Here is a 22956-nt window from a genome sequence, read left to right as displayed (position 1 = left end):
CTCACCGTTTCACCGGACGTCTGACCTGGACCGCGAGCCGTGGCGGGCGGGTCAGGCCCAGACTGGCCATGCCGTCCGCCAGCGCCTCCTCGGTCTCCGCGCGGACCGTGTCGACGTCCCGGAAGTGGGACTCGGCACGCACCCGCACCCGGCGCCGCCGCACCGACACCCGTACGCTCCGCACGCCCGGCACCTCCATCGCGCGGTCACGCAGCACCAGGGCCGCCGCGCCGCGTTCCAGCCCGGCGCGCAGGTCCGGTTCGCCGTGCATCGTCAGCAGGTTGCGCAGTCCGGGGGTGAGGGCGAGCACCAGCAGCCACAGGCCCAGCAGCACCGCCGCGGCGGCGCAGACGACCACCACCGGGTCGTCGAGTCTGCGGGTGGCCAGGTCGGCGGCGAGTTCGCGCCGCCACGCCCCGCCGCGCCGGCCGGCGCGGACGAGGGCGACGTCGTACAGCAGCAGCGCGGTGCCGGCGAGCAGCAGCAGCCCGACGATCAGGGCCGGTGCGCGCCGCACGGACCAGAAGCGGCCCCCGCCGTCGTCCGGACGCCCCTGCTGGAGGCGCTGGTAGGAGGCGGTGGGGGGCTGCTCGCGGCCCGGGTGTTCCCGGCCGTCGTCGGCGTCGTCTGCGGTGACCGGGTCGTCGGACTTGGTGAGCCGTGGCGGCTCGGGCTCCCCGGCCCCGGCCCGCACCGCCTCGGGCCGCGTGGCGTCCTCGCTCACCGCAAACCCTCCGTCTCCTGCTCGAAGAGGCGTACGGCATGCAGCCGCTGCACCTCCACCACGACCTCGCAGCTGGTCATTCCCGCCAGTTCGGCCAGTCTCGCGCCGACCCGGCGGCGCACGGCCGCACACCACGCGGCGATGTCGCACGGATAGTCGAGTTCGACGGCCACCCGGACGCGGGCCCGGCCGCCGGTGTTGTCGGTGCCCGGCATGGCTCGGACGGCCACCGCCGCGTGCGGCGCGTGCGCGGCGCGGCCTGCGCCGCCCGGCGCGCGGCGCAGTGCCTCGTGCGCCGCCTGCGCGGCGATCTTGGCCACCACGCGATCGGTGATCGCGAGAGCCCCGCGTTCCCGGGCCGGGACGGTGTCCACGGCCACGGACTACCTCCCGCGCGAGTTGTCGCGGCCCCGGAAGAAGTCCCCGGGTTCCAGGTCTCCGTCGGCGAAGCGACCGACGACAAATCCCACGGCGCCCAGCGCCGCGACGAGCAGGAAGGCACCGAAACCGCCGAAGTACCCGGCGAAGCCCAGCGCCATGCCTGCGATCAGGCCGATGGCGGACATACTCATCGTGCGCTCCTCACGTCCCGGCCCCGCCGGGCTCCGGTCGTCGAGTCGGGTGGTGGAAGTCGGTCCGGGCTCTGTCGGGTCGGCCGCTCCGCCCGTCACCGGTCACTGGAGTCGGCGGTCCTCGCCCTCCTCCTCTTCCTCCTCCTCGTCGGGCAGTTTGACGTCGCTGACGGCGATGTTGACCTCGACGACCTCGAGGCCGGCCATCTGCTCCACCGAGGAGATCACGTTGCTGCGCACGGAGTTGGCGACATCGACGATGGACACGCCGTAGTCGACGACGATTTCCAGGTCGAGGGCGGTCTGGGTCTCCCCCACCTCTGCCTTGACGCCCCGGGTCACGGACTTGGTGCCGCCCGGCACCCGGTCGCGCACGGCGCCGAAGGTGCGGGAGAGGCCGCCGCCCATGTCGTGGACGCCGATCACGTCCCGCGCGGCCATGCCGGCGATCTTCGCCACCACGCCGTCGGCGATCGTGGTCCGGCCGCGCTCGGAGTCGCCCGCCTTCTTGCGGGCGCCCGACGGGCCCCTGTTGCCCTCGGCGTTGGGCTCCCTGGTCGCTGTGGAGGTCTCGCTCATCACCTGCACCCCTTTCGGCCTCTCGGCTCCGGTCTCTCGGTGCTGGAGGCGGCGGCCCGCGCCGCCGCCTCCCTGCCACGTTAGGCCCGGGTGCCCTGATTCGCCGGATCCATCACGGCCGTTCGGGGGTTTCCTCTCCGTCGTCGGTCGGTCGCCGTCGAGCTGTCGCCGCCGGTCAGTCGCCGAGACCGGCGAGGTCCGCCAGCCGGCGGCCCTGAGCCGCGCGCTCGGCGGCGCGCTGCTCCTCGTAGTCGCGCCGCACGGCGCCGCGCAGCAGCGCCTTGGTCTCCACGACGGCGTCGCGGGGGGCGGCGAGCAGCGCCGCCGCGAGGTCCGCGGTGGCCGCGTCCAGTTCGGCGCGGGGCACGACGAGGTTGGCAAGGCCGATGCGTTCGGCCTCCTCGGCGTGGACGAACCGGCCGGTGGCGCAGATCTCCAGGGCACGGCCGTAGCCGACATGGTGGACCAGCGGGTGGGTGCCCGTCAGGTCGGGGACGAGCCCGAGGCTTGTCTCGCGCATCGCGAACTGGGCGTCGTCGGCGCAGACCCGCAGGTCGCAGGCGAGCGCCAGCTGGAAGCCGGCGCCGATGGCGTGCCCCTGGACGGCGGCCACGCTGACGACGTCGTTGCGTCGCCACCAGGTGAACGCCTCCTGGTACTCGGCGATGAGCCTGTCCAGCTCCTCGGCCGGGCCCTTGGCCATGTCGAGGAAGGAGGGCTCGCCGTCGAAGCCCTCGGGGGTGAACGCCTGCCGGTCGAGCCCCGCGGAGAAGGACCGGCCCTCACCGCGCAGGACGACCACCCGGACGCTGCCCGGCAGCATCCGCCCCGCGTCCGTCAGCGCCCGCCACATGGCGGGCGACTGGGCGTTGCGCTTGGCGGCGTTGGCCAGCGTGACGGTGGCGACGGCAGCGTCGGTGGCGTCGACGGTCAGCCGGACGCCGTCCCGGTCGAGCAGGGTCATCGGATCCTCCATGGGTTACCCGCCAGTCAAGTGACTGAAGAGTAACCACCCGGCGGAACGCACGGTACCTCCGCGCCCGGGCCCCGCGCCCCCGGCCCCGCGGACCCGAAGGCCCGCGGGGCCGGTCAGGCCGCCGTCTTCTTTCCCCGGGTCGCTCCGCCGCGACCTCGCAGCGTCACCCCGGACTCGCTCAGCATCCGGTGCACAAATCCGTAGGAGCGGCCGGTCTCCTCGGCCAACGCCCGGATGCTCGCACCGGAGTCGTACTTCTTCTTCAGGTCAGCCGCGAGCTTCTCGCGCGCGGCGCCGGTCACCCGGCTGCCCTTCTTCAGAGTCTCGGCCACCCGTGCCTCCTCATGGGAAGTGCGCTCTGGACTCTCATGATCACCCCTCCCCGCCCTTCTGGCCACCCATTCGACAAGGTCTGTGGAAGGAGGTTGCCGATCGGCACATATGTGTGCTCGGCGTGAGGACACTGCTCCGCGCCCCGCCGGGTAACCGCGCGCGCCCCGCGCCGGACGGCGACGTGGCTGGTCAGCGGGCCGGCCGTGGCGCGGAGAAGCGGAACGACGGGTTCCGTCGGAGGTGGGTGACACGCCGCCGCGCCGCTCCCCGGCGGGGGCGGCGCGGACGGATTCTCACGCGGATGACGGATTCCTCGTCGGTCGATCGTCCGACGGGCCTCAGGCGAGCGCGACCAGATCCGCGTAGTCCTGGCCCCAGAGGTCCTCCACACCGTCCGGCAGCAGGATGATCCGCTCCGGCGCGAGGGCGTCGACGGCGCCCTCGTCGTGCGTCACGAGCACCACCGCGCCGGTGAAGGTCCGCAGCGCGCCCAGGATCTCCTCGCGGCTGGCCGGGTCGAGGTTGTTCGTCGGCTCGTCCAGCAGCAGCACGTTCGCGGAGGACACCACCAGGGTGGCCAGCGCCAGCCGGGTCTTCTCCCCGCCGGAGAGCACACCCGCCGGTTTGTCCACGTCGTCGCCGGAGAACAGGAAGGAGCCCAGCACCTTGCGCACGTGGACGAGGTCCATGTCGGGAGCCGCCGAGCGCATGTTCTCCAGCACAGTGCGCTCGGGGTCGAGCGTCTCGTGCTCCTGCGCGTAGTAGCCGAGCTTGAGGCCGTGCCCGGGGACCACCTTGCCGGTGTCCGGCTCCTCGACGCCGGCCAGCAGGCGCAGCAGCGTCGTCTTGCCGGCGCCGTTGAGGCCGAGGATGACCACCCGCGAGCCCCGGTCGACGGCCAGGTCCACGTCCGTGAAGATCTCCAGCGAGCCGTAGGACTTCGACAGTCCCTCGGCCATCAGCGGCGTCTTCCCGCACGGCGCCGGATCGGGGAAGCGCAGCTTGGCGACCTTGTCCGACTGCCGCTGCTCCTCCAGCCCCGACAGCAGCCGCTCGGCGCGCTTGGCCATGTTCTGCGCGGCCACCGCCTTGGTCGCCTTCGCGCGCATCTTGTCGGCCTGCGCGGACAGCGCCGCCGCCTTCTTCTCCGCGTTCGCCCGCTCCCGCTTGCGGCGCTTCTCGTCCGCCTCGCGCTGCGTCAGGTACTGCTTCCAGCCCATGTTGTACTGGTCGATGCAGGCCCGGTTGGCGTCCAGGTAGAAGACCTTGTTGACCACCGTCTCCACGAGGTCGATGTCGTGGGAGATGACGATCAGGCCGCCGCGGTAGGTCTTGAGGAAGTCCCGCAGCCAGACGATCGAGTCGGCGTCCAGGTGGTTGGTCGGCTCGTCGAGCAGCAGGTAGTCGGCGTCGGAGAAGAGGATGCGGGCCAGCTCCACCCGTCGGCGCTGACCGCCGGAGAGGGTGTTCAGCGGCTGGCCGAGCACCCGGTCGGGCAGGCCCAGGCTGGCCGCGATGGTCGCCGCCTCGGCCTCCGCCGCATAGCCGCCCTTGGTCAGGAACTCCGTCTCCAGCCGCTCGTACTTGCGCATCGCCCGCTCGCGCGTCGCACCCTGGCCGCCGGCCATGCGGTCCTCGTTCTCCCGCATCTTGCGCAGCACGACGTCCAGACCGCGCGCGGAGAGGATGCGGTCCCTGGCGAGCACGTCGAGGTCGCCGGTCCGCGGGTCCTGCGGCAGATAGCCGACGTCGCCGCCGCGGGTGATGGCGCCGGCCGCCGGAACGCCCTCTCCGGCGAGGCACTTGGTGAGGGTCGTCTTGCCGGCGCCGTTGCGGCCGACGAGGCCGATGCGGTCGCCCCGGGAGACCCGGAAGGTGGCGGACTCGATGAGGACGCGGGCGCCGGCGCGCAGCTCGACACCGGTGGCGGTGATCACGTGGTTCTCCTGGACATGACGTACGCGGGAAGGGGGCGACTGGCGCGCACCGCCGGCCGGAGGGGCGGCGGTGGGGTACGTCGTCGACTAGTGCAGGAGTGTGTAGGCCATGCGGCCCAGTCTAACGGCGCACGGCAAGCGGTTTTTGTCGGCGGCGGGCGGGGCTGCCGGGCTTGTCGGCGGGCCGGGCTTGTCGACGGGCCGGATTGTCAGACCCCGGCGGCACACTGTGGGCAACGAAGGGAAGTGATCACGATGACCGAGTCCACCTCCGTCGGACAGTCCGCCCCGACCATCTGCCCGGTACTGCTCTACCGCGACGCGAAGGCCGCCATCAGCACCCTGACCGAGGCGTTCGGCTTCACCGCCGACGCCGTCTACGAGGACGAGGACGGCCAGGTGCTGCACGCCGAGCTGTCCTTCGGCAACGGCGCGGTCATGGTCGGCTCGCGGGGCGGTGAGGGCGCCTTCGCCGAGGCCATGCGGGACGCCGGGACGACCGCCGTCTTTGTCACCGTGCCGGACGCGGACGCCCATCACGACCGCGCCAGGAGCCACGGCGTGGAGATCATCGCGCCGCCCACCGACCAGGACTACGGGTCGCGGGACTACATCGCCCGCGACCCGGAGGGGAACGTCTGGTCCTTCGGCACGTACACGGTGAAGCAGGGCGGCTGAGGGCGGCCGGGCGCCGACGCCGGACCAGCCGGCGGCTCCGGCACCGCTCGCCGCCCCGGCAGGCGCTCAGCCCCCGGTGTGGACCTGGAAGGCGGCGCGCCGCACGGCCCGGGCCAGCGCCGGGTCCGGGTGCGCCGCGGCCAGCGCCACGAGCACCTGGACGGTGCGGGGGTGGCCGGTCGCCCGGACCTCCTCCAGCAGCCGGGGCAGCGAGTCCTGGGGGGCCGAGGCCAGGTGGTCGACGAGCAGCTGCGCCTCGCCGTGGTCGGCGACGGCGGCGGCGGTGTCGATCCACAGCCAGGTCGCCTCGGCCCTGGTCAGTACGCCGGGTGCGCCGCCGGCCAGGTCCTCCGGGTCGGCGCCCTCGTGCTCGGCGAGCCAGAGCAGCGCATAGGGCCGCAGCACGGGGTCGCCTTCGGCGGCCTCCCGTACGGCGCCCTCGGCCGGCGCGCCCACCACTCGCAGGGCCTCGAATGCCAGCGCCCGCACCAGGGCGTCCTCTCCCCGGGCGGCGTCGAGCAGCTCGGCGACGGCCGGTCCGGTGGGCCGGGCGGCGAGCCAGGCCCGGTACTCGTCGCGGGCCGGTCCCGGGCTGAGCCGGGCGCAGCCGCGCAGCATGGCGTCGGCGGACTGCTCGATGTTGCCGGCGGGGCTGAGCGCGGCCACGCAGATCCGCTCCAGGCGCAGCCACACCGCCCAGTCGCCGAGCGGGGTGAGCGCCGCCTGCCCGGCGGCGTCCGGGGCGTGGCAGCGGGTCAGCGCGCCGACCGCCGCCAGGCCGTCCAGGGCCCAGTCGAGCATCGGCGTCAGCTCACCGGTGGAGGGCAGGGCGCCGCTCTGGTCGGCGGGAGCGCCCGGGCCGGCGCGCTCGGTGCGGAGTTCGGCGATGCGCTGGGCGAGGAGTTCCCGCAGCGCATCCTCGGCCATCGGGCCGGACGACAGGTGCATCACCGACAGGAACTGCGGCACGGCCACGACGGTGTCGCCGATGAGCGTCGGGTCGGCCTCGTCGGCCGCCGGGTGGGCGAGGGACCACGCGTCGAAGAGCGCGACCCAGCCGCGCAGCACGGCCGCGTCGTCCCGGTCCCAGGCGCGCAGCCGCCAACCGGCCCGCGCGGTACCGCCGTGGAGCTCGACGAGCCCGGCGAGCTTGGCCCGGTCCCAGTGCACGGCGACGCGGTCGGCCGGCATCGCCAACTCCTCGGCCGCCCGCGCCGAGACGGCCGGCGCGGATATGCCGGCCGAGGCGGCCCACCGGGCGAGGCGTACGGCGTCCTCCAGTGCGGCCCGCGCCTGCCGGGCCAGTTCCTCCCGGGGTGCGAGGGAGGCCGGTGGGCGCGGCGCCGGGCGGCTTCGCCGGATCTCGGCGGAGCGGCGGGCGGTGGCCACGGCCTGCCTGGGGACGAGGCTCAGTCTGGTGTCTCGCGGAGTACGGGACGTCACGGGGGCAGTCTTCCTCGTGATCCGCCAAAAGCCCAAACCGCACGCGTACCCGCGCAGATGGCGCCGCCGCGGCCGGGCCCCGTCCGGCGGATCGCCCTAGACCAGCGGCGTGAGGAAGCGGCGCAGCGCTTCCTCGTAGCGCGGACGGTCGGCGTTCCACAGGGCGGCGTGCGCGGCGTGGTGGCCGGCGTAGAGGGTGACCAGCTCCTCCCGGCGCTCGGCGAAGCGGCGGGACGCGCCGAACGGCGACACCCGGTCGTCCTTGCTGTGCAGCAGCAGTACCGGGATCTCGAGCCGGCGCGGGTCGACGACCTCCGTCAGATGGGCGTGGTCGAGTCCGGCCCGCCCCTCCACCGCACGTTCGACCAGCGGCAGCGCGAAGGACGGCACCCGCCCGGCGGCCAGGGCGCGGACCGTGGCCCGCCAGTCGAGTACCGGGGAGTCGAGGACCAGACCGCACACGTGGCGGCGCAGCGGGGAGTGGACGGCTGTGTGCAGCGCCATGGTCGCGCCGGTGGACCAGCCGTGCAGGACCACACGTTCGGCGCCGTACCGCAGGGCGTACCGGACGGCCGCGTCGACGTCGCGCCATTCGGTGGCGCCGAGGTGCCCGACACCGTCGGGTGAGCGCGGCGCGCCCTCGTCGCCCCGGTAGGCGAGGTTGAGCACGGGAGCCTGGAGCCGGTACAGCAGCGGCAGTACGTTCATCGGGTGCTCGCGGGTGGTGCCCAGGCCGTGCACGGTGATCACCCAGGTGTCGCGGTCGCCGTGCACGAACCAGGCCGGCAGCGGACCCAGCTCGCCGGGGATGGCGCCGTCCGCGTAGGGGATCGCCAGCGCCCGGCCGGGGTCGCGGCTGTGGATCTGCGGTGTCATCCGGACCCGGGTTCCGGCCCGCAGGTCGCCGCGGGTGATCCGGACCAGTCGCCGGGCGACCGTGTCGGCGGTTCCGGCGCCGTCGCTCAGCACCTCGCCGACGGCGGCGTGGCAGTCGGCGCCGAGCAGGCCGTAGGTGCCGGGCAGCAGGGTGTCCAGCGTGCGGGTGAGGGTGATCCGGTCGACGCCGACGTCGTGCACGGTCAGGGGCGCGTGCTCGAAGCCCGGCGGCCCGTCCGTCCGGCGCGGGCGGAGCGCGGCACCGGAGCCGACGCGGCCTACCGCCAGGGCCGCCGCACCGGTGCCGAGCATGGTCGTGGCGGCCACCGCCGCCTTGGTCCGCAGGCGCACCCGTCCAGTGTGGGACGGACGGCCGCCCGCCGCTACCGGGCGGGGTCGCCCGGGTGACGTCCGTAGCCGCGGAAGCGTTCGGCGGCCTCGGCGAGTTCCGCGGCGTCCAGCACCCGGGGGGTGAGGCCGGGCACGGAGTGCGCCGCGAGCCAGACGCGGCACATCCACTCCAGTTGGGCGGTCCGCTCCAGCGCCTGGTCGAGGTCGGCGCCGAGCGCGACGGTGCCGTGGTTGGCCAGCAGGCATGCCGTTCGGTCGCGCAGCGCCGCGACGGTGTTGTGGGCCAGCTCGGCGCTGCCGTAGCAGGCGTAGGGCGCCACCCTGACCGGGCCGCCGAGCGCGGCCGTCTGGTAGTGGATCGGCGGCAGCTCGGTCACGAGGGTGGAGACGGCGGTGGCGTGGAGGGCGTGGGTGTGGACGATCGCGCGGGCGTCGGTCGCCCGGTAGACGGCGAGGTGGAGGGGGAGTTCGCTGGTGGGCGGCGCGTCACCGGCGAGGCGCGTGCCGTCCAGGTCCACGGCGCACAGGTCGTCGGGCCCCAACCTGTCGTAGGGCACGCCGCTCGGCGTGACCAGCACCGTCTCCCCCAGGCGCACCGAGACGTTGCCGGAGGTGCCGACCACCAGCCCGTCGGCGACCGTGCGGCGTGCGGTGGCCACGAGGCGGGCCCATGCGGCGCGTCGCTCGCCGCCGTCCGGCCCGTCGGCCCGGTGGTTCGCCCCGCCGTCACCCGCCGGACACCTCCTGTTGGGAAACCCTCGCGTCGACTCCACTGTCCCCTCCGCTCCCGGGCGGCTTCGACCGCCCCTCTTTCGGTGGATTCCGCAGGCGTGACAAGGATCTCCCCGAACGGGGTATGGACAACCGGAAAACCCCCGGTGACCTTCGGATACGCGGAGTCCATCACTCAAGGACACGACCACCGCCGCGTCGGGACACCTGACCGCCCGTCCCAGTTCACCTTCCGTTCACTCAACCTACTTACGTTCGCCGAGCCAACCTGACCACCGAACTGATTGCCGGGTGAATGGAACACATCACGCTTCTCATCGGGATCGTGATCGTCACCGCCTTGGTGTTCGACTTTACGAACGGCTTCCACGACACCGCGAACGCGATGGCGACCACCATCTCGACGGGTGCGATGAAGCCGAAGGCCGCTGTGGCCATGTCCGCGGTCCTCAACCTCGTCGGCGCATTCCTCTCCGTGGAGGTGGCCAAGACGATCTCGTCCGGCATGCTCGACGAGGCGTCCGGGATCAAGCCTGAAGTGATCTTCGCCGGTCTGGTCGGCGCGATCCTGTGGAACCTCCTGACCTGGCTGGCGGGTCTGCCCTCCAGCTCCTCGCACGCCCTGATGGGCGGCCTCATCGGTGCGACGCTCGCCTCCGTCGGCTTCGGCGGCGTCAACGGCGACGTGGTGGTCATGAAGGTCCTCATCCCGGCGCTGGCCGCGCCGCTGGTCGCCGGTACCGCGGCCATGCTGGCCACCCGCCTCACCTACCGGCTGGCCCGCAAGGCGGACGAGCGGAAGACCGCCAAGGGCTACAAGGCCGGTCAGATCACCTCCGCCGCGCTGGTCTCGCTGGCCCACGGCACCAACGACGCCCAGAAGACGATGGGCGTCATCACCCTGGCCCTGATCTCCGGTGGCATCCTGGGCGCCGACGCCGACCCGCCGCTGTGGGTCATCGCCTCGGCCGGTATCGCCATCGCCCTCGGCACCTACCTCGGCGGCTGGCGCATCATCCGCACGATGGGCAAGGGCCTGACCGACATCCAGCCGCCGCAGGGCTTCGCCGCCCAGACCAGCGCGGCCGTCACCATCCTGGCCTCCTCCAACATCGGCTTCTCGCTCTCCACCACCCACGTGTGCTCCGGCGCCGTGATGGGTTCGGGCCTGGGCCGCAAGGGCGGCGTGGTCCGCTGGTCGACCGCCACCCGGATGTTCGTCGGTTGGGGTATGACGCTGCCGGCCGCGGGGCTGATCGCCGCGATCTCCGCGGTCATCGCCGAGCAGGGCGACTGGGGCGTCACGGTGGTCGCCGTCCTGCTGGTGGTCTCCAGCGCCGCCATCTGGCTGGCTTCGCGCCGCGAGGTCGTCGACCACACCAACGTCAACGACGTCGACCCGATCGCCCCGCAGAACGCCGACGCGACCGGCACGGACGCCGCGACCGGCACGGACGCCGCCCGGCCCACCGACGAGGGCGCCGAGCCGCAGCCCGCCGGTGTGGTCACCACCGCCATCCGGGCCGTCGTCCCGCCGCCGACCACGGGTGCCGCGGCGGCGCTGTCCGACACCGAGTCGACGCCCGGCGACGGGCCGGGCGAGCCGAGCAAGCCCACCGCCGACGTGGCCCCCTGAGCCACACCTCCCACCCCGTCCGAACCGGCTCGAGCGCACACACGCCCGAGCGGACTCGAGCGAATAGGAAACGACGACGATGAACATCGACTGGACCGCCCTGGGCGAGGTCTTCGGCGTGAGCCTGGTGGCCACCGTGGCACTGGTGGGCGTCTTCACCCTGGGCATCCTCGGCTCCAGCTCCCAGGCCGGGCGTTCCGGCGGCAGCGTGGTGCTGGCCCGTTCCGCCGCCGTCGCCTGCTACGCCCTCTGCGCCGCCGCCGTGGCCTTCGGCATCTACCTCATCGCGACCTGAGCCCCGGCTCTCGCGCCCCCGCTTCGGTGTGCCCGCTCACACTCCCCCGCCGCAGGTCAAGCGGCGAGTTGACGGCTTCGGCGGCGCGTGGTGGACTTCCCGCAGCCATCACGGCGGCAGGAGAGGAAGCCGGTGCGAATCCGGCGCGGTCCCGCCACTGTCACCGGGGAGCACACCCCTACACGTCACGGTCGATCCGCCAGGAGCGGCGGCTGGAAGACCGGGGAAGGTGCGGATCCGGGAGCCAGGAGACTCTCACCGCCGGTTTCGTCGAGCCAGGGCGAGGACCCTGAGTGAGGACACCGCCATGCCCCGCACCGCGCCCTGCCGCGCCGCCCCGCCGCCGTATCCGAGGAGCCCTTCCGCCGGACCGGCGTGCTGAGGGGCGGGCCGGATGCGCAGCCATCTCTCCGGGGCGCTGCTGGGCTACGCCGCCGACGTGCTGTTCGGTGATCCCCGGCGCGGTCATCCGGTGGCCGTCTTCGGCTCGTTCGCCACGCGGCTCGAGCGGCGGCTGTGGCGGGACGACCGGGCGGCCGGGGCCGTGTTCACCGCCGTCTGCGTCGGCGGCGCCTCGCTCGCCGGTGCCGCCGCGCAGCGCGCGCTCCGGGCCCGTCCGCTGCCGCGCGCCGCGCTGACCGCCGCCGCCGCCTGGGCCGTACTCGGCGGCACCTCGCTCGCCCGGGAGGCCGAGGCCGTCGGCGCCGCGCTGGCGGCCGGCGACCTCGACGCCGCACGTGAGCGGCTGCCGCATCTGTGCGGACGGGACCCGCAGGCGCTGGACGCCGACGGCATCGCCCGCGCGGTGGTCGAGTCCGTCGCCGAGAACACCTCGGACGCCGTCGTCGGCGCGCTGGTGTGGGGGGCGGTCGCCGGGGTGCCCGGGCTGGTGGGCTTCCGGGCCGCCAACACGCTGGACGCGATGGTCGGTCACCGCTCCCCGCGTCATCTTCGGTTCGGTTGGAGCGCGGCACGGTTGGACGACGTGGCGGGCTGGCCGGGGGCCCGGCTGTCCGGGCTGCTCGCCGTGGCGATCGGCCCCGACCGGGCCGGCGCCGTGCGCGCCTGGCGGCGGGACGCCGGTCGGCATCCGAGCCCCAACGCGGGTGTGGTGGAGGCGGCGTTCGCCGGGGCGCTGGGGGTGCGGCTCGGCGGCACGCTCTCATACGGCGGCCGGATCGAGCACCGTCCGGTACTCAACGCGGCGGGCCGGGCCGTCGAGGTTGCCGACATCAACCGCGCGGTGCGGCTGTCGCGGCGGGTGGGCGCGCTGGCGCTGGCGGTCACCCTCGCCGGGCGCGCCGCCGCCACGTCGCCGCGCGGCGGCTCCACGAGGAAGGCCGGGGGTCGGGATGTCGTCTGACAGCAGGGCCGCGGGCGGTGGGCTGCTGGTCGCCGGTACCACGTCCGACGCGGGGAAGAGCGTCGTCACCGCCGGTATCTGCCGCTGGCTGGCCCGACAGGGCGTCAAGGTGGCGCCCTTCAAGGCGCAGAACATGTCGCTGAACTCCTTCGTCACCCGGGACGGCGCCGAGATCGGCCGGGCGCAGGCCATGCAGGCGGCGGCCGCGGGCGTGGAGCCGAGCGCGCTGATGAACCCCGTACTGCTCAAGCCCGGGAGCGACCGGACGAGTCAGGTCGTGCTGATGGGCCGCGCGGTGGGCGAGTTGAGCGCGCGCGGCTTCCACAGCGGGCGCCGCGAGCGGCTGCTGGCCACCGTGACGGACTGCCTGGCCGAACTGCGCCGCACGCACGACGTGGTGGTCTGCGAGGGCGCCGGCAGCCCGGCCGAGATCAACCTCCGGCACAGCGACATCGTCAACATGGGGCTGGCCAGGGCCGCCCGGCTGCCGGTGCTGGTGGTCGGCGACATCGACCGCGGCGGGGTGTTCGCCTCGTTCTTCGGTACGACGGCGCTGCTGTCGGCCGAGGACCAGAAGCTGCTGGCCGGCTATCTGGTCAACAAGTTCCGCGGAGACGTCTCGCTGCTGGAGCCGGGGCTTGGGACACTGCGTTCGCTGACCGGCCGGGGCACCTACGGGGTGCTGCCGTACCAGCACGGTCTTGGCATCGACGAGGAGGACGGGCTGCGGATATCGCTGCGCGGCACCGTGCGGGAGAGCAACACCGCCGCCCCGCACGGCGCCGAGGTGCTGCGGGTGAGTGTGCTGCCCGTGCCGCTCATGTCGAACTTCACCGACATCGACGCGCTGGCCGCCGAGCCCGGTGTGGTGGTGCGCTTCGCCGACCGCCCGCAGGAACTGGCCGACGCCGACCTGGTCGTGGTGCCGGGTACGCGGGGGACGGTCCGGGCGCTCGACTGGCTGCGGCGGCGTGGGCTGGCGGCCGAGCTTGCCGCCCGGGCGGCGGCCGGCCGACCGGTGCTGGGTGTCTGCGGCGGCTACCAGTTGCTCGGCGAGCACATCCACGACGACGTCGAGTCCCGGGCCGGCTCGGTGTCCGGGCTCGGGCTGCTCCCGGTGCGGGTCCGCTTCGCGCCGGAGAAGACGCTGGCCCGCCCGGCCGGTCACGGCCTGGGTGCCAGGGCGGAAGGTTACGAGATCCACCACGGCGTCGCCGAAGTGCTGGGCGGCGAGCCGCTGTTCACCGACGAGTCCGGCGCGCCGCTCGACGGCTGCCGGCGCGGCACGGTGTGGGGCACGCACTGGCACGGCTCCCTGGAGAGCGACGACTTCCGCCGGGCGTTCCTGCGGCGGGTGGCCGCCGACAGCGGCCGGGACTTCGTGCCCGCCCCCGACACCGACTTCGCCGCGCTGCGCGAGGAGCAGTTGGACCGGCTCGGTGACCTGATCGAAGAACATGCCGACACGGCCGCCCTGTGGCGGCTCATCGAAGACGGCGTGCCCGAGGGCCTGCCGTTCCTACCGCCGGGAGCACCCGAATGAGCACCCACACGCCCTACCCGTTCACCGCGATCGTCGGCATGGACGATCTGCGGCTGGGACTGCTGCTGAACGCCGTCTCCCCGGCGGTGGGCGGCGTCCTGGTGCGGGGCGAGAAGGGCACGGCCAAGTCGACGGCGGTGCGGGCGCTTTCGGCGCTGCTGCCGCCGGTGCCGGTGGTGACCGGCTGCCGCTTCTCCTGCGACCCCGCCGCACCCGACCCGCGCTGCCCCGACGGCCCGCACACGCCCGAAGACGTCCCGGGTGGGGACGAACGTCCGGCCCGCATGGTGGAGCTGCCGGTCGGCGCCTCCGAGGACCGGTTGGTCGGCGCGCTGGACATCGAACGCGCCCTGGCCGAGGGAGTGAAGGCGTTCGAACCGGGTCTGCTGGCCGACGCCCACCGGGGCGTGCTGTACGTCGATGAGGTGAACCTGCTCCACGACCACCTGGTGGACCTGCTGCTGGACGCCGCCGCGATGGGCGCCTCCCACGTCGAGCGGGAGGGCGTCTCGGTGCGGCACGCCGCGCGGTTCCTGCTGGTGGGGACCATGAACCCGGAGGAAGGCGAGCTGCGCCCGCAGCTGCTCGACCGGTTCGGCCTGACGGTGGAGGTCGCCGCCTCGCGGGACACCGACGAGCGGGTCGAGGTGGTCCGCCGCCGACTGGCCTACGAGAGCGACCCGGCCGCCTTCGCCGCCCGCTGGGCGCGTGAGGAACAGGAACTGCGGGAGCGGATCGCCGCGGCCCGCGCGCTGCTGCCGCACGTGGAGCTGGGCGAGGGCGCGTTGCGTCAGATCGCCGCCACGTGCGCCGCGTTCGAGGTCGACGGCATGCGGGCGGACATCGTGATGGCCCGCACGGCGACGGCGCTGGCCGCCTGGGCCGGGCGCGAACAGGTGTGCTCGCAGGACGTGCGGCAGGCCGCGCTGCTCGCGCTGCCGCACCGGCGCCGCCGCAACCCGTTCGACGCGCCCGGCCTGGACGAGGACCGGCTCGACGAGATCCTGGAGCAGAACGCCCCCGACGAGCCGGAGCAGCCAGAACCTCCGACCACCGACGGCGGCGGCGATCCGGACGAAGACCCCGACGGCCCCGACGGCGGGCCCGGCGGCGGCCCGAACGACCCCGACGGCGGCCCCGACGACCCCGACGGCGGCCCCGGCGGCGGCCCGCGGCCGGAACCGGCCGAAGGGCCTGAGGACACCCGCGGCCCCTCGGTGCCGGAACAGCCGGGCGAGCGGCCCGCGTCGGACGGCGCGGCGGGCACCGAGGCCGCCCCCGCTCCGGCCGGAGAGCCGTTCCGCACCCGCATGCTGTCCGTCCCCGGCGTCGGCGAGGGTGCGGCCGGGCGCCGCTCCCGGGCGCGTACCGCGCAGGGCCGCACCACCGGCTCCCGCCGGCCGAACGGGCACCTCGGCCGGCTGCATCTGGCCGCGACCGTGCAGGCCGCCGCGCCGCACCAGGGCATCCGCGGCCGCAGCGGCCGGGGGCTGGTCGTGCGCCGGGAGGACCTGCGGGAGGCGGTGCGGGAGGGCCGGGAGAGCAATCTGGTCCTGTTTGTCGTCGACGCCTCCGGCTCGATGGCCGCGCGGCAGCGGATGAGCGCGGTCAAGGGCGCGGTGCTGTCGCTGCTGCTCGACGCCTACCAGCGGCGGGACAAGGTCGGCATGGTCACCTTCCGGCGTGCGGACGCCGAACTGACGCTGCCGCCGACGTCCTCGGTGGACGCGGCGGCGGCCCGGCTGGAGAAGCTGCCGACGGGCGGCCGCACCCCGCTTGCAGCCGGCCTGCTCCGGGCCCGGGAGGTGCTGCGGATCGAGCGGCTGCGCGATCCGGCGCGCCGTCCGCTGCTGGTGGCGGTCACCGACGGACGAGCCACCGGCGGCCCCGAGCCCGTGGTGCGGGCCCGCCACGCCGCCCGGCTGCTGGCAGGTGACGGGATCGCCAGCGTGGTGGTCGACTGCGAGACGGGCCCGGTGCGGCTCGGGCTGGCCGGCGAGCTGGCCGGGGAGCTCCAGGGCCCGGCGGTGACGTTGGCGGAGCTTCGCGCGGACGCGGTGTCCGCGCTGGTCAAGGACGTACGGAGGGCAGCGTAGTGCCGAAGGGTCAGCCGAGTGTCGTTCCCGAGGACGGGCTCACCACGCGACAGCGCCGCAACCGGCCGCTGGTCGCCGTGCACACCGGTACGGGCAAGGGGAAGTCGACGGCCGCGTTCGGGTTGGCGCTGCGGGCCTGGAACCAGGGCTGGCCGATCGGGGTGTTCCAGTTCGTGAAGTCGGCCAAGTGGAAGGTCGGCGAGGAACGGGCGCTGCGGGTGCTGGGCGCCAGCGGCGAGGGCGGCACGGTCGCCTGGCACAAGATGGGCGAGGGCTGGTCGTGGGTCCAGCGGGACATCTCCACCTCCGAGGACGCCGCCCGCGAGGGCTGGGAGCAGGTCAAGCGGGACCTGGCCGCCGAGACGTACCGGCTGTACGTGCTGGACGAGTTCGCCTACCCGATGCACTGGGGATGGGTGGACACCGCCGAGGTCGTCGAGGTGCTGCGCACCCGGCCCGGCACCCAGCACGTGGTGATCACCGGCCGGAACGCGCCTCAGGAGCTGGTCGACGCGGCCGACCTGGTCACCGAGATGGGCAAGGTCAAGCACCCCATGGACGCGGGCCAGAAGGGCCAGCGGGGAATCGAGTGGTGAGGACCAGGTGAGCACGACCTCCCGGGTGCCGCGACTGGTGATCGCGGCCCCCTCCTCGGGGAGCGGCAAGACGACGGTCGCCACCGGGCTGATGGCCGCCCTCACCGAGGCCGGTCTGGACGTCTCCCCGCACAAGGTGGGCCCGGACTACATCGACCCCGGCTACCACGCGCTGGCCGTCTCCCTCGAAGGCCGCCCGGGGCGTCCGCCGCGTCCGGGCCGCAACCTGGACGCCTACCTGTGCGGCCCCGAGCGGATCGCCCCGCTGTTCCTGCACGGCGCGGCCGGTGCCGACCTGGCGGTCGTCGAGGGCGTGATGGGCCTGTACGACGGCGCGGCCGGTCAGGGCGAGCTGGCCTCCACCGCGCAGGTCGCCAAGCTGCTGCGGGCGCCGGTGGTGCTGGTGGTGGACGGCTCCTCGCAGTCCCGGTCGGTGGCCGCGCTGGTGCACGGCTTCACCACCTTCGATCCGGAGGTTCGGCTGGCGGGGGTCATCCTCAACAAGGTCGGTTCGCCGCGCCACGAGGAGCTGCTGCGGGAGGCGCTGGAGATCGTGGGCGTGCCGGTGCTCGGCGCGCTGCACCGCTCCCGGCAGGTCCGCACGCCGTCCCGTCATCTGGGGCTGGTTCCGGCGGCCGAGCGGCAGGCGGAGGCAGTCGAGGCGGTGCGGGCGATGGCCGCGCAGGTCAGGGAGAGCGTGGACCTGACCGCGCTGCTGGCGCTCGCGCACAGCGCGCCGCCGCTGCCCGACGAGCCGTGGAGCCCGGGGGGCGAGGGCCCGGAGGGCGAGGGCCGCCCGGTGACCGACGGCGGACCGGTGGTGGCGGTTGCCGGCGGCCCGGCGTTCACCTTCTCCTACGCCGAGCACGCCGAACTGCTCGCCGGAGCCGGCGCCCGGGTGGTCTCCTTCGACCCGCTGCGGGACGAGCGGCTGCCGGAGGGCGCCAGGGCGCTCGTCGTCGGCGGCGGCTTCCCCGAGGTGTACGCGGCGGAGCTGTCGGCGAACGAGCCGCTGCGGGCGGCGGTCGCGGCGTTCGACGGCCCGGTGGCGGCCGAGTGCGCCGGGCTGCTGTACCTGTGCCGGGAGCTGGACGGCAGCCCGATGTGCGGGCTGCTGGACGCCCGGGCCAGGATGACCGACCGGCTCACGCTCGGCTACCGGGAGGCGGTGGCGGTGGCGGACAACGTGCTGGCCGCCGCCGGTACCCGGGTGCGCGGTCACGAGTTCCACCGCACGGCGGTCGATCCGCCGGCGGGCGCGGTGCCGGCCTGGGGTGTGGTGCGGCCCGAACGCCGTACCGAGGGCTTTGCCACCGACCGGGTGCACGCCTCCTACCTGCACGTTCACTGGGCGGCCGAGCCCGAGCTGCCGCGCCGGCTGGTCGCCGCCGCGCTCGACCGGACCGGCGCCCGATGAGCGGCCTGGTGGTCGGCGTCGGCGCCTGCCGGGGGGTGGGACACGACGAGGTGTCGACGCTGGTCGCCGAGGTGCTCGCGGCGGCCGGGGTCGCCCCGGACCGGGTGGCGGCGCTGGCCACGGTGGACGTGCGCGGCCGGGAGCCGGCGCTGCTGGCCGCCGCGGCCGAACTGGGCGTACCGCTGAGATGCCGTCCGGCGGCGGAGCTGGCGGAGGTGGACGTGCCGCATCCGTCCGGTATGGCCAGGGAGCGGCTGGGCACGCCGAGTGTCGCCGAGGCCGCCGCGCTGCTCGGCGCGGGCCCCGGCGCCCGGCTGCTGGTGCCCAAACGCCGGTCGTCACCGCCCGACGGGCGCCCGGCGATGGCGACGTGCGCGCTGGCCGGACCCGCCGAGCCGGGGCGGGCGCGCTGATGGCGACGGAGATGACCGGGAGCGGCGGGCTGCGGCACCACGGCGACGCGGAAGTGCGGGACGACGGCGCCGCGCTGGTCGATCTCGCGGTGAACGTGCGCACCGGCACTCCGCCGCGTTGGCTGCGGGAGCGGCTGGCCGCCTCGCTGGAGTCGCTGGCCGCCTACCCCGACGACCGGGCCGCCCGCCGCGCGGTGGCCCGGCGGCACGGTCTGGAACCGGACCGGGTGCTGCTGACGGCGGGCGCGGCCGAGGCCTTTGTGTTGCTCGCCCGGGGTCTTGACGTCAGCCGCCCGGTGGTGGTGCACCCGCAGTTCACCGAGCCGGAGGCGGCGCTGCGGGACGCCGGGCACCGGGTGCGCCGGGTGCTGCTGACCGAGGCGGACGGCTTCCGGCTGGACCCGGCCTCGGTGCCCGCCGACGCGGACCTGGTGGTGGTCGGCAACCCGACCAACCCCACCTCGGTGCTGCACCCGGCGGCGACGCTGGCCGCGCTGGCCGCGCCGGGCCGCACGGTGGTGGTGGACGAGGCGTTCATGGACACCGTGCCCGGGGAGACCGAGTCGCTGGCGTCGCTGGCGTCGCTGGCGTCGCTGGCGTCGCTGGCGGGGCCGCTGCCCGGCCGCGTCGTCGTGCTGCGCAGCCTCACCAAGACGTGGGGGCTGGCCGGGCTGCGGATCGGCTATCTGCTGTCCGATCCGGACACCGTCTCGCTGCTGGCGGCCCGGCAGCCGCTGTGGCCGGTCTCCTCGCCCGCGCTGGTCGCCGCCGAGGTGTGCAGCACCCCGGCGGCGCTCGCCGAAGCCGAGGAGGTGGCGCACCGCACGGCCGCCGACCGCGCGTACCTGCTGGCGCGGCTCGCCGAGTTCGACGGGCTCCGGCCGGCGCGGGCAGTGGCCGCGTCCTCCTTCGTGCTGGTGCGCCATCCGGCGGCCGCCACGCTGCGGGAGCGGCTGCGGGAGCTGGGTTTTGCGGTACGGCGCGGCGACACCTTCCCGGGGCTCGGCCCGCCGTGGCTGCGGCTGGCCGTACGCGACCGGGAGACCACCGACGCCCTGGTCGACGCGCTGACCAGGGCCGGGGTGCCGCGCGCCGTACCGCGGCAGGCGCCTTCGGTCGGCGCCGCCTCAGTCGGCGCTGCGGCGACGTCGGGCGAGCAGCAGGCCGCCGCCCACCACGAACAGCGCGAGACCGCCGCCCAGCAGGTACGGGGTGCGTGAGTCACCGCCGGTGGCGGCGAGGTCCGGCGTCTCGGCGGCCGGCTTGGCGGGCTCCTTGCCGCCCTGCGGTTCCGGCGCGGTCACTTGCTCGGTGGTCGGGTCGGGCGCCTCGGGCGTCTCGGGCGTCTTCGGCACCGTCTGAGTGGTGACCTCCTTGGCCTTGCGGGGGGTGCGGCAGCTCACCTCGGCGAGCGTGACCTTGCCGTCGACCTCGGCGACCCCCAGGTCGAGCGGGTTCACCGAGATCGACAGCCGCAGGGCGCTGGCGGCGGCGGTGCGCGAGGTGGTCTCGGTGGCCGACAGCTCCAGCTTCACCTCGCCGACGCCGGGCACCTTGACGTGTGTGGGCCCGCCGGCGGTGAGCCGGGTGCGCTGACCGAGCACCTTCACCGAGCCGAGCACGTTGGCCTCGGCGGTGGGCTGGGAGCCGGCCTCGCAGACGGCCTTGGCGCGTACGGCCTCGGCCTCGACGACGGACAGCAGCGGGAGCCCCGGCACGTGCAGCCGGGCTTTCGCCAGCTCGACGTCCGCCCGGGCGGCGTCCTCGGTCACGTCGGCGGTGGCGCGGGCGACGTCGGCACGCAGCACGCTGAAGGGGCGCCCGCGGTCGACGCCGTCGAGTTCGGCGGTGAGTGCCGTCTGATCGGCGCGGTGGGTGCCGCCCTCCCCCGGCGCCCGCACCGCGTTGAGCGTGGTCGACAGCGGGACGTGCACGGACTTCTTGAGCAGCCCGACGTCCAGGGTGGTGCGCAGGACGGACGCGCTCGCGTGGCCGGGGTCGGGCTTCTCGGTCGCGGCCGCGGGGACTGCGGCGAGGACGACCAGGGAGCAGGCGGCGAGCAGGCTGGGTACGGACTTGGACACGGTTGGGAAACCCCCAGGAGGTACGTAACGCCACGGGCGCGTCGCGTCGGGGACATCACACGCGCCGGTGACCGGGACCCCGTCATCGTTGACGCCGGGGCGGCGTGGCGTCAGTCGCCCGCCGTGCATTCACCCGTACGGGAGGTTTCCGCACGTCCGCTCGAATCGCGGTGCGCTCCCGTCACCCAGGGCCCGTTTGACCCCTAGCCGATGACGCGTCCCCGGAGCACCACCCGCCGCGGGGCGGCCAGGACCCGCACGTCCAGGCGCGGGTCGGCCTCGTAGAGCACCAGGTCGGCCGGCGCGCCCTCCTCCAGAGCGGGCCGCCCCAGCCAGGCGCGGGCGCCCCAGGTCGTCGCTGACAGCGCGTCGAGCGGCGGGATGCCGGCGCGCACCAGCTCCGCGACCTCCTCGGCGACCAGGCCGTGCGCGAGCGAGCCCCCGGCGTCCGTGCCGACGAACACCGGGATGCCGGCGTCGTAGGCGGACCGCACGGTGTCGTAGCGCCGCCGGTGCAGCCGCCGCATGTGCGCCGACCAGCGGGGGAACTTCGCCTCGCCGCCGTCCGCCAGCCCCGGGAAGGTGTTGATGTTGACAAGGGTGGGCACGATGGCCACGCCCCGCTCGGCGAAGAGCGGGATGGTCTCCTCGGTCAGCCCGGTGGCGTGCTCGACGCAGTCGATGCCGGCCTCGACGAGGTCCGCCAGGGAGTCCTCGGCGAAGCAGTGGGCGGTCATCCGGGCGCCCTCGGCGTGCGCCGCCTCGATGGCCTCCTCCAGCGCCCAGCGCGGCCAGCACGCGCTCAGGTCCCCGACCTCGCGGTCGATCCAGTCGCCGACGATCTTCACCCAGCCGTCGCCCCGCCTGGCCTCGCGCCGGACGTAGGCGGCGAGATCCCCGGGCTCGATCTCGTGCGCGTAGTTGCGGATGTAGCGGCGGGTGCGCGCGATGTGCCGGCCGGCCCGGATGATCTTCGGCAGGTCCTCGCGGTCGTCGATCCAGCGGGTGTCGGCGGCGGATCCGGCGTCCCGGATCAGCAGGGTGCCGGCGTCCCGGTCGGTGAGGGCCTGCTTCTCGCTGGTCGGCGCGTCGACCGCGCCGTGGGCGTCGAGGCCGACGTGGCAGTGGGCGTCCACCAGGCCCGGCAGCGCCCAGCCGGTCAGCGTGGTGGTCTCCCGTGCGCCGCTCGGCCGCTCGAACGTCACGCGGCCGTCCACCGCCCACAGCTCGTCCCGCACGTCCTGTGGTCCCACCAGGATCCGGCCCTTGATGTGCAGCACCGCGCTCTCGGTCATGCCCGCACTCTACGAGGCACACCGCACGCTTCGGAACGCGGAGCCGACCGGATTACCACGGACACCGGGAGCGACGCTTTCTCACTCCGCGTGAGAGACCCATTCGAGTGAATCGTCGCGCATATTCGCCGCGCATCTTCCCGTGCTCTCCGCGAGCCCCATTCTGCGTGCAGGTCCCCGTATTCTTCTTCCCGATTTCCTCAACCTCAAACGCCCTGTTTTTGCGACCTGTGCCACCATAATTCAACCACGTTCCCGGAGCGTTACGCATCTGTGACCAGGCCCACTCGTCGTCCGTTATGCCCGCTATATCCAGGGCAAACCCGACGTATCACCGCCGCGCGCGGACGCCCGCCCGCACGCGCGCGATAACATACAAGACCGCTCCACGTAACCCCTTCCGGCGATGCAATTTCAGATTCTCCTCGGTAAATTGAATTCCCATGACCCCCGCACAAGCAGAAGTTGCAAGTGCCAGCACAGACGTTCTCGAAATGCCGGAAGGACTGAGGCTCGACACGCCTGGCGTCGACGACGGCGCCGCGATCTGGCGCATCGCCCGCGATTCGCGTGTCCTGGACCTCAACTCGTCCTACAGCTACCTGCTGTGGTGCCGGGACTTCGCGGCGACGTCGGTCGTGGCCCGCGACGGCGAGGGTGAGCCGGTCGGCTTCATCACCGGTTACGTGCGGCCCGAGCAGGAGGACACGCTGCTCGTCTGGCAGGTCGCCGTCGACCGCTCGCAGCGCGGACGAGGACTCGCCGCCGCGATGCTGGACGGCCTCGTGTCGCGTGTCGCCCGGGAGCAGGGCGTACAGCGCGTGGAGACCACCGTCACCCCGGACAACGTGCCGTCCAACCGACTGTTCACCTCGTTCGCGGAACGTCACCGCGCGGACGTGGAGCGCGAGGTGCTGTTCGACGGCCCGACCTTCCCGGGCGAGGGGCACGAGCCCGAGGTGCTGTACCTGTCTCTTATACACATCTCCGAGCCCCCGAGACTAGCGCTCACCTCCG

At 74.3% G+C, this 22956-nt stretch carries 23 protein-coding genes and 1 riboswitch; of the genes, 11 read left to right on the top strand and 12 right to left on the bottom strand.

Annotated features, from left to right (window positions below; translation table 11 throughout):
• Window position 1: 1 nt before the first annotated feature.
• The 7 genes from FNX44_RS00695 to abc-f form a co-directional block, all read right to left on the bottom strand.
• The gene (locus tag FNX44_RS00695) at window positions 2-724 is read right to left on the bottom strand and encodes a DUF6286 domain-containing protein (protein ID WP_323368987.1); all 723 of its coding nucleotides are present in this window, start codon (window positions 722-724) and stop codon (window positions 2-4) included.
• Window positions 721-1104: an Asp23/Gls24 family envelope stress response protein gene (locus FNX44_RS00690; RefSeq protein ID WP_143645892.1), complete on the bottom strand. Its 384-nt coding sequence runs from the start codon at window positions 1102-1104 to the stop codon at window positions 721-723. Before FNX44_RS00690 ends, FNX44_RS00695 begins: the two co-directional genes overlap by 4 nt.
• A gap of 3 nt (window positions 1105-1107) precedes the next feature.
• Window positions 1108-1296 (bottom strand): hypothetical protein, encoded by a 189-nt coding sequence (locus FNX44_RS00685; protein WP_143645890.1) that lies wholly within the window; start codon window positions 1294-1296, stop codon window positions 1108-1110.
• 102 nt (window positions 1297-1398) lie between these two features.
• On the bottom strand, window positions 1399-1875 hold the full coding sequence (locus FNX44_RS00680; protein WP_143645888.1) for an Asp23/Gls24 family envelope stress response protein: 477 nt from the start codon (window positions 1873-1875) through the stop codon (window positions 1399-1401).
• A 175-nt stretch (window positions 1876-2050) separates the two neighbouring features.
• Window positions 2051-2839: an enoyl-CoA hydratase/isomerase family protein gene (locus FNX44_RS00675; protein ID WP_173019081.1), complete on the bottom strand. Its 789-nt coding sequence runs from the start codon at window positions 2837-2839 to the stop codon at window positions 2051-2053.
• A 125-nt stretch (window positions 2840-2964) separates the two neighbouring features.
• A complete protein-coding gene (locus FNX44_RS00670; RefSeq protein ID WP_181353261.1) occupies window positions 2965-3183 on the bottom strand; it encodes a helix-turn-helix domain-containing protein in 219 nt (72 codons plus the stop codon).
• Between the two features lie 339 nt (window positions 3184-3522).
• Window positions 3523-5121, bottom strand: coding sequence for a ribosomal protection-like ABC-F family protein (gene abc-f, locus FNX44_RS00665; protein WP_143645882.1), 1599 nt, complete (start codon window positions 5119-5121; stop codon window positions 3523-3525).
• A 255-nt stretch (window positions 5122-5376) separates the two neighbouring features.
• On the opposite strand from abc-f, the gene FNX44_RS00660 reads away from it, so the two are divergent.
• Window positions 5377-5799, top strand: coding sequence for a VOC family protein (locus FNX44_RS00660; RefSeq protein ID WP_143645880.1), 423 nt, complete (start codon window positions 5377-5379; stop codon window positions 5797-5799).
• A 66-nt stretch (window positions 5800-5865) separates the two neighbouring features.
• Here FNX44_RS00660 and FNX44_RS00655 read toward each other — a convergent pair whose 3' ends face one another.
• The 3 genes from FNX44_RS00655 to FNX44_RS00645 all read right to left on the bottom strand — a co-directional run bounded on the left by FNX44_RS00655 (window position 5866) and on the right by FNX44_RS00645 (window position 9128).
• Window positions 5866-7242, bottom strand: coding sequence for a hypothetical protein (locus tag FNX44_RS00655; protein ID WP_181353260.1), 1377 nt, complete (start codon window positions 7240-7242; stop codon window positions 5866-5868).
• Between the two features lie 96 nt (window positions 7243-7338).
• A complete protein-coding gene (locus tag FNX44_RS00650) occupies window positions 7339-8469 on the bottom strand; it encodes an alpha/beta hydrolase family protein (RefSeq protein ID WP_143645878.1) in 1131 nt (376 codons plus the stop codon).
• 32 nt (window positions 8470-8501) lie between these two features.
• Window positions 8502-9128: a class II aldolase/adducin family protein gene (locus FNX44_RS00645; RefSeq protein WP_153506670.1), complete on the bottom strand. Its 627-nt coding sequence runs from the start codon at window positions 9126-9128 to the stop codon at window positions 8502-8504.
• A 368-nt stretch (window positions 9129-9496) separates the two neighbouring features.
• Between FNX44_RS00645 and FNX44_RS00640 the strand changes: the two genes are divergently transcribed.
• The 9 genes from FNX44_RS00640 to cobC all read left to right on the top strand — a co-directional run bounded on the left by FNX44_RS00640 (window position 9497) and on the right by cobC (window position 19780).
• A complete protein-coding gene (locus FNX44_RS00640; RefSeq protein ID WP_143645875.1) occupies window positions 9497-10837 on the top strand; it encodes an inorganic phosphate transporter in 1341 nt (446 codons plus the stop codon).
• A gap of 79 nt (window positions 10838-10916) precedes the next feature.
• Window positions 10917-11132: a hypothetical protein gene (locus FNX44_RS00635; RefSeq protein ID WP_143645873.1), complete on the top strand. Its 216-nt coding sequence runs from the start codon at window positions 10917-10919 to the stop codon at window positions 11130-11132.
• A 122-nt stretch (window positions 11133-11254) separates the two neighbouring features.
• A riboswitch (cobalamin riboswitch) is annotated at window positions 11255-11387 on the top strand.
• 139 nt (window positions 11388-11526) lie between these two features.
• Window positions 11527-12495: a cobalamin biosynthesis protein gene (locus FNX44_RS00630; RefSeq protein WP_143645871.1), complete on the top strand. Its 969-nt coding sequence runs from the start codon at window positions 11527-11529 to the stop codon at window positions 12493-12495.
• Entirely contained in the window at window positions 12485-14038 is a 1554-nt protein-coding gene (locus tag FNX44_RS00625; protein WP_143645870.1) for a cobyric acid synthase, read from the top strand. The genes FNX44_RS00630 and FNX44_RS00625 overlap by 11 nt, the downstream gene beginning before the upstream one ends.
• Window positions 14035-16134 carry a putative cobaltochelatase gene (locus FNX44_RS00620; protein ID WP_143645868.1) on the top strand — a complete coding sequence of 700 codons (2100 nt, stop codon included), beginning with the start codon at window positions 14035-14037 and terminating at the stop codon, window positions 16132-16134. Before FNX44_RS00625 ends, FNX44_RS00620 begins: the two co-directional genes overlap by 4 nt.
• Window positions 16134-16730, top strand: a complete 597-nt coding sequence (gene cobO / locus FNX44_RS00615; protein WP_143645866.1) for a cob(I)yrinic acid a,c-diamide adenosyltransferase — start codon at window positions 16134-16136, stop codon at window positions 16728-16730. The genes FNX44_RS00620 and cobO overlap by 1 nt, the downstream gene beginning before the upstream one ends.
• Window positions 16731-16737: 7 nt before the next feature.
• A complete protein-coding gene (locus tag FNX44_RS00610) occupies window positions 16738-18147 on the top strand; it encodes a cobyrinic acid a,c-diamide synthase CobB (protein ID WP_143645864.1) in 1410 nt (469 codons plus the stop codon).
• Window positions 18144-18560, top strand: coding sequence for a cobalamin biosynthesis protein (locus FNX44_RS00605; protein ID WP_143645863.1), 417 nt, complete (start codon window positions 18144-18146; stop codon window positions 18558-18560). Before FNX44_RS00610 ends, FNX44_RS00605 begins: the two co-directional genes overlap by 4 nt.
• Complete coding sequence (gene cobC, locus FNX44_RS00600) at window positions 18560-19780, top strand: Rv2231c family histidinol phosphate aminotransferase CobC (protein WP_173019083.1); 1221 nt, start codon at window positions 18560-18562, stop codon at window positions 19778-19780. Before FNX44_RS00605 ends, cobC begins: the two co-directional genes overlap by 1 nt.
• Here the strand turns inward: cobC and FNX44_RS00595 are convergent.
• A complete protein-coding gene (locus FNX44_RS00595) occupies window positions 19688-20644 on the bottom strand; it encodes an SCO1860 family LAETG-anchored protein (RefSeq protein WP_323368985.1) in 957 nt (318 codons plus the stop codon). The genes cobC and FNX44_RS00595 overlap by 93 nt on opposite strands.
• Window positions 20645-20847: 203 nt before the next feature.
• Window positions 20848-21939, bottom strand: coding sequence for an amidohydrolase family protein (locus FNX44_RS00590; RefSeq protein WP_143645859.1), 1092 nt, complete (start codon window positions 21937-21939; stop codon window positions 20848-20850).
• 494 nt (window positions 21940-22433) lie between these two features.
• Between FNX44_RS00590 and ectA the strand changes: the two genes are divergently transcribed.
• Window positions 22434-22956 (top strand): diaminobutyrate acetyltransferase (ectA, locus tag FNX44_RS00585; RefSeq protein ID WP_143645857.1); only part of this gene is annotated, 523 nt, incomplete at its 3' end.

This window comes from Streptomyces alkaliterrae, from assembly GCF_007097205.2.
Taxonomy (GTDB): Bacteria; Actinomycetota; Actinomycetes; order Streptomycetales; family Streptomycetaceae; genus Streptomyces; species Streptomyces alkaliterrae.
This window is presented reverse-complemented; position numbering and strand designations above follow the sequence as displayed.

What these genes read in the sequence shown, in the direction of transcription:
- FNX44_RS00590 (WP_143645859.1), bottom strand. Translation starts at nt 21,939, where the DNA reads ATGACCGAGAGCGCGGTGCTGCACATCAAGGGCCGGATCCTGGTGGGA.
- FNX44_RS00640 (WP_143645875.1), top strand. Translation starts at nt 9,497, where the DNA reads ATGGAACACATCACGCTTCTCATCGGGATCGTGATCGTCACCGCCTTG.
- FNX44_RS00685 (WP_143645890.1), bottom strand. Translation starts at nt 1,296, where the DNA reads ATGAGTATGTCCGCCATCGGCCTGATCGCAGGCATGGCGCTGGGCTTC.
- FNX44_RS00630 (WP_143645871.1), top strand. Translation starts at nt 11,527, where the DNA reads ATGCGCAGCCATCTCTCCGGGGCGCTGCTGGGCTACGCCGCCGACGTG.
- FNX44_RS00620 (WP_143645868.1), top strand. Translation starts at nt 14,035, where the DNA reads ATGAGCACCCACACGCCCTACCCGTTCACCGCGATCGTCGGCATGGAC.
- FNX44_RS00675 (WP_173019081.1), bottom strand. Translation starts at nt 2,839, where the DNA reads ATGACCCTGCTCGACCGGGACGGCGTCCGGCTGACCGTCGACGCCACC.
- FNX44_RS00635 (WP_143645873.1), top strand. Translation starts at nt 10,917, where the DNA reads ATGAACATCGACTGGACCGCCCTGGGCGAGGTCTTCGGCGTGAGCCTG.
- FNX44_RS00605 (WP_143645863.1), top strand. Translation starts at nt 18,144, where the DNA reads ATGAGCGGCCTGGTGGTCGGCGTCGGCGCCTGCCGGGGGGTGGGACAC.
- FNX44_RS00660 (WP_143645880.1), top strand. Translation starts at nt 5,377, where the DNA reads ATGACCGAGTCCACCTCCGTCGGACAGTCCGCCCCGACCATCTGCCCG.
- cobC (WP_173019083.1), top strand. Translation starts at nt 18,560, where the DNA reads ATGGCGACGGAGATGACCGGGAGCGGCGGGCTGCGGCACCACGGCGAC.
- FNX44_RS00625 (WP_143645870.1), top strand. Translation starts at nt 12,485, where the DNA reads ATGTCGTCTGACAGCAGGGCCGCGGGCGGTGGGCTGCTGGTCGCCGGT.
- FNX44_RS00680 (WP_143645888.1), bottom strand. Translation starts at nt 1,875, where the DNA reads ATGAGCGAGACCTCCACAGCGACCAGGGAGCCCAACGCCGAGGGCAAC.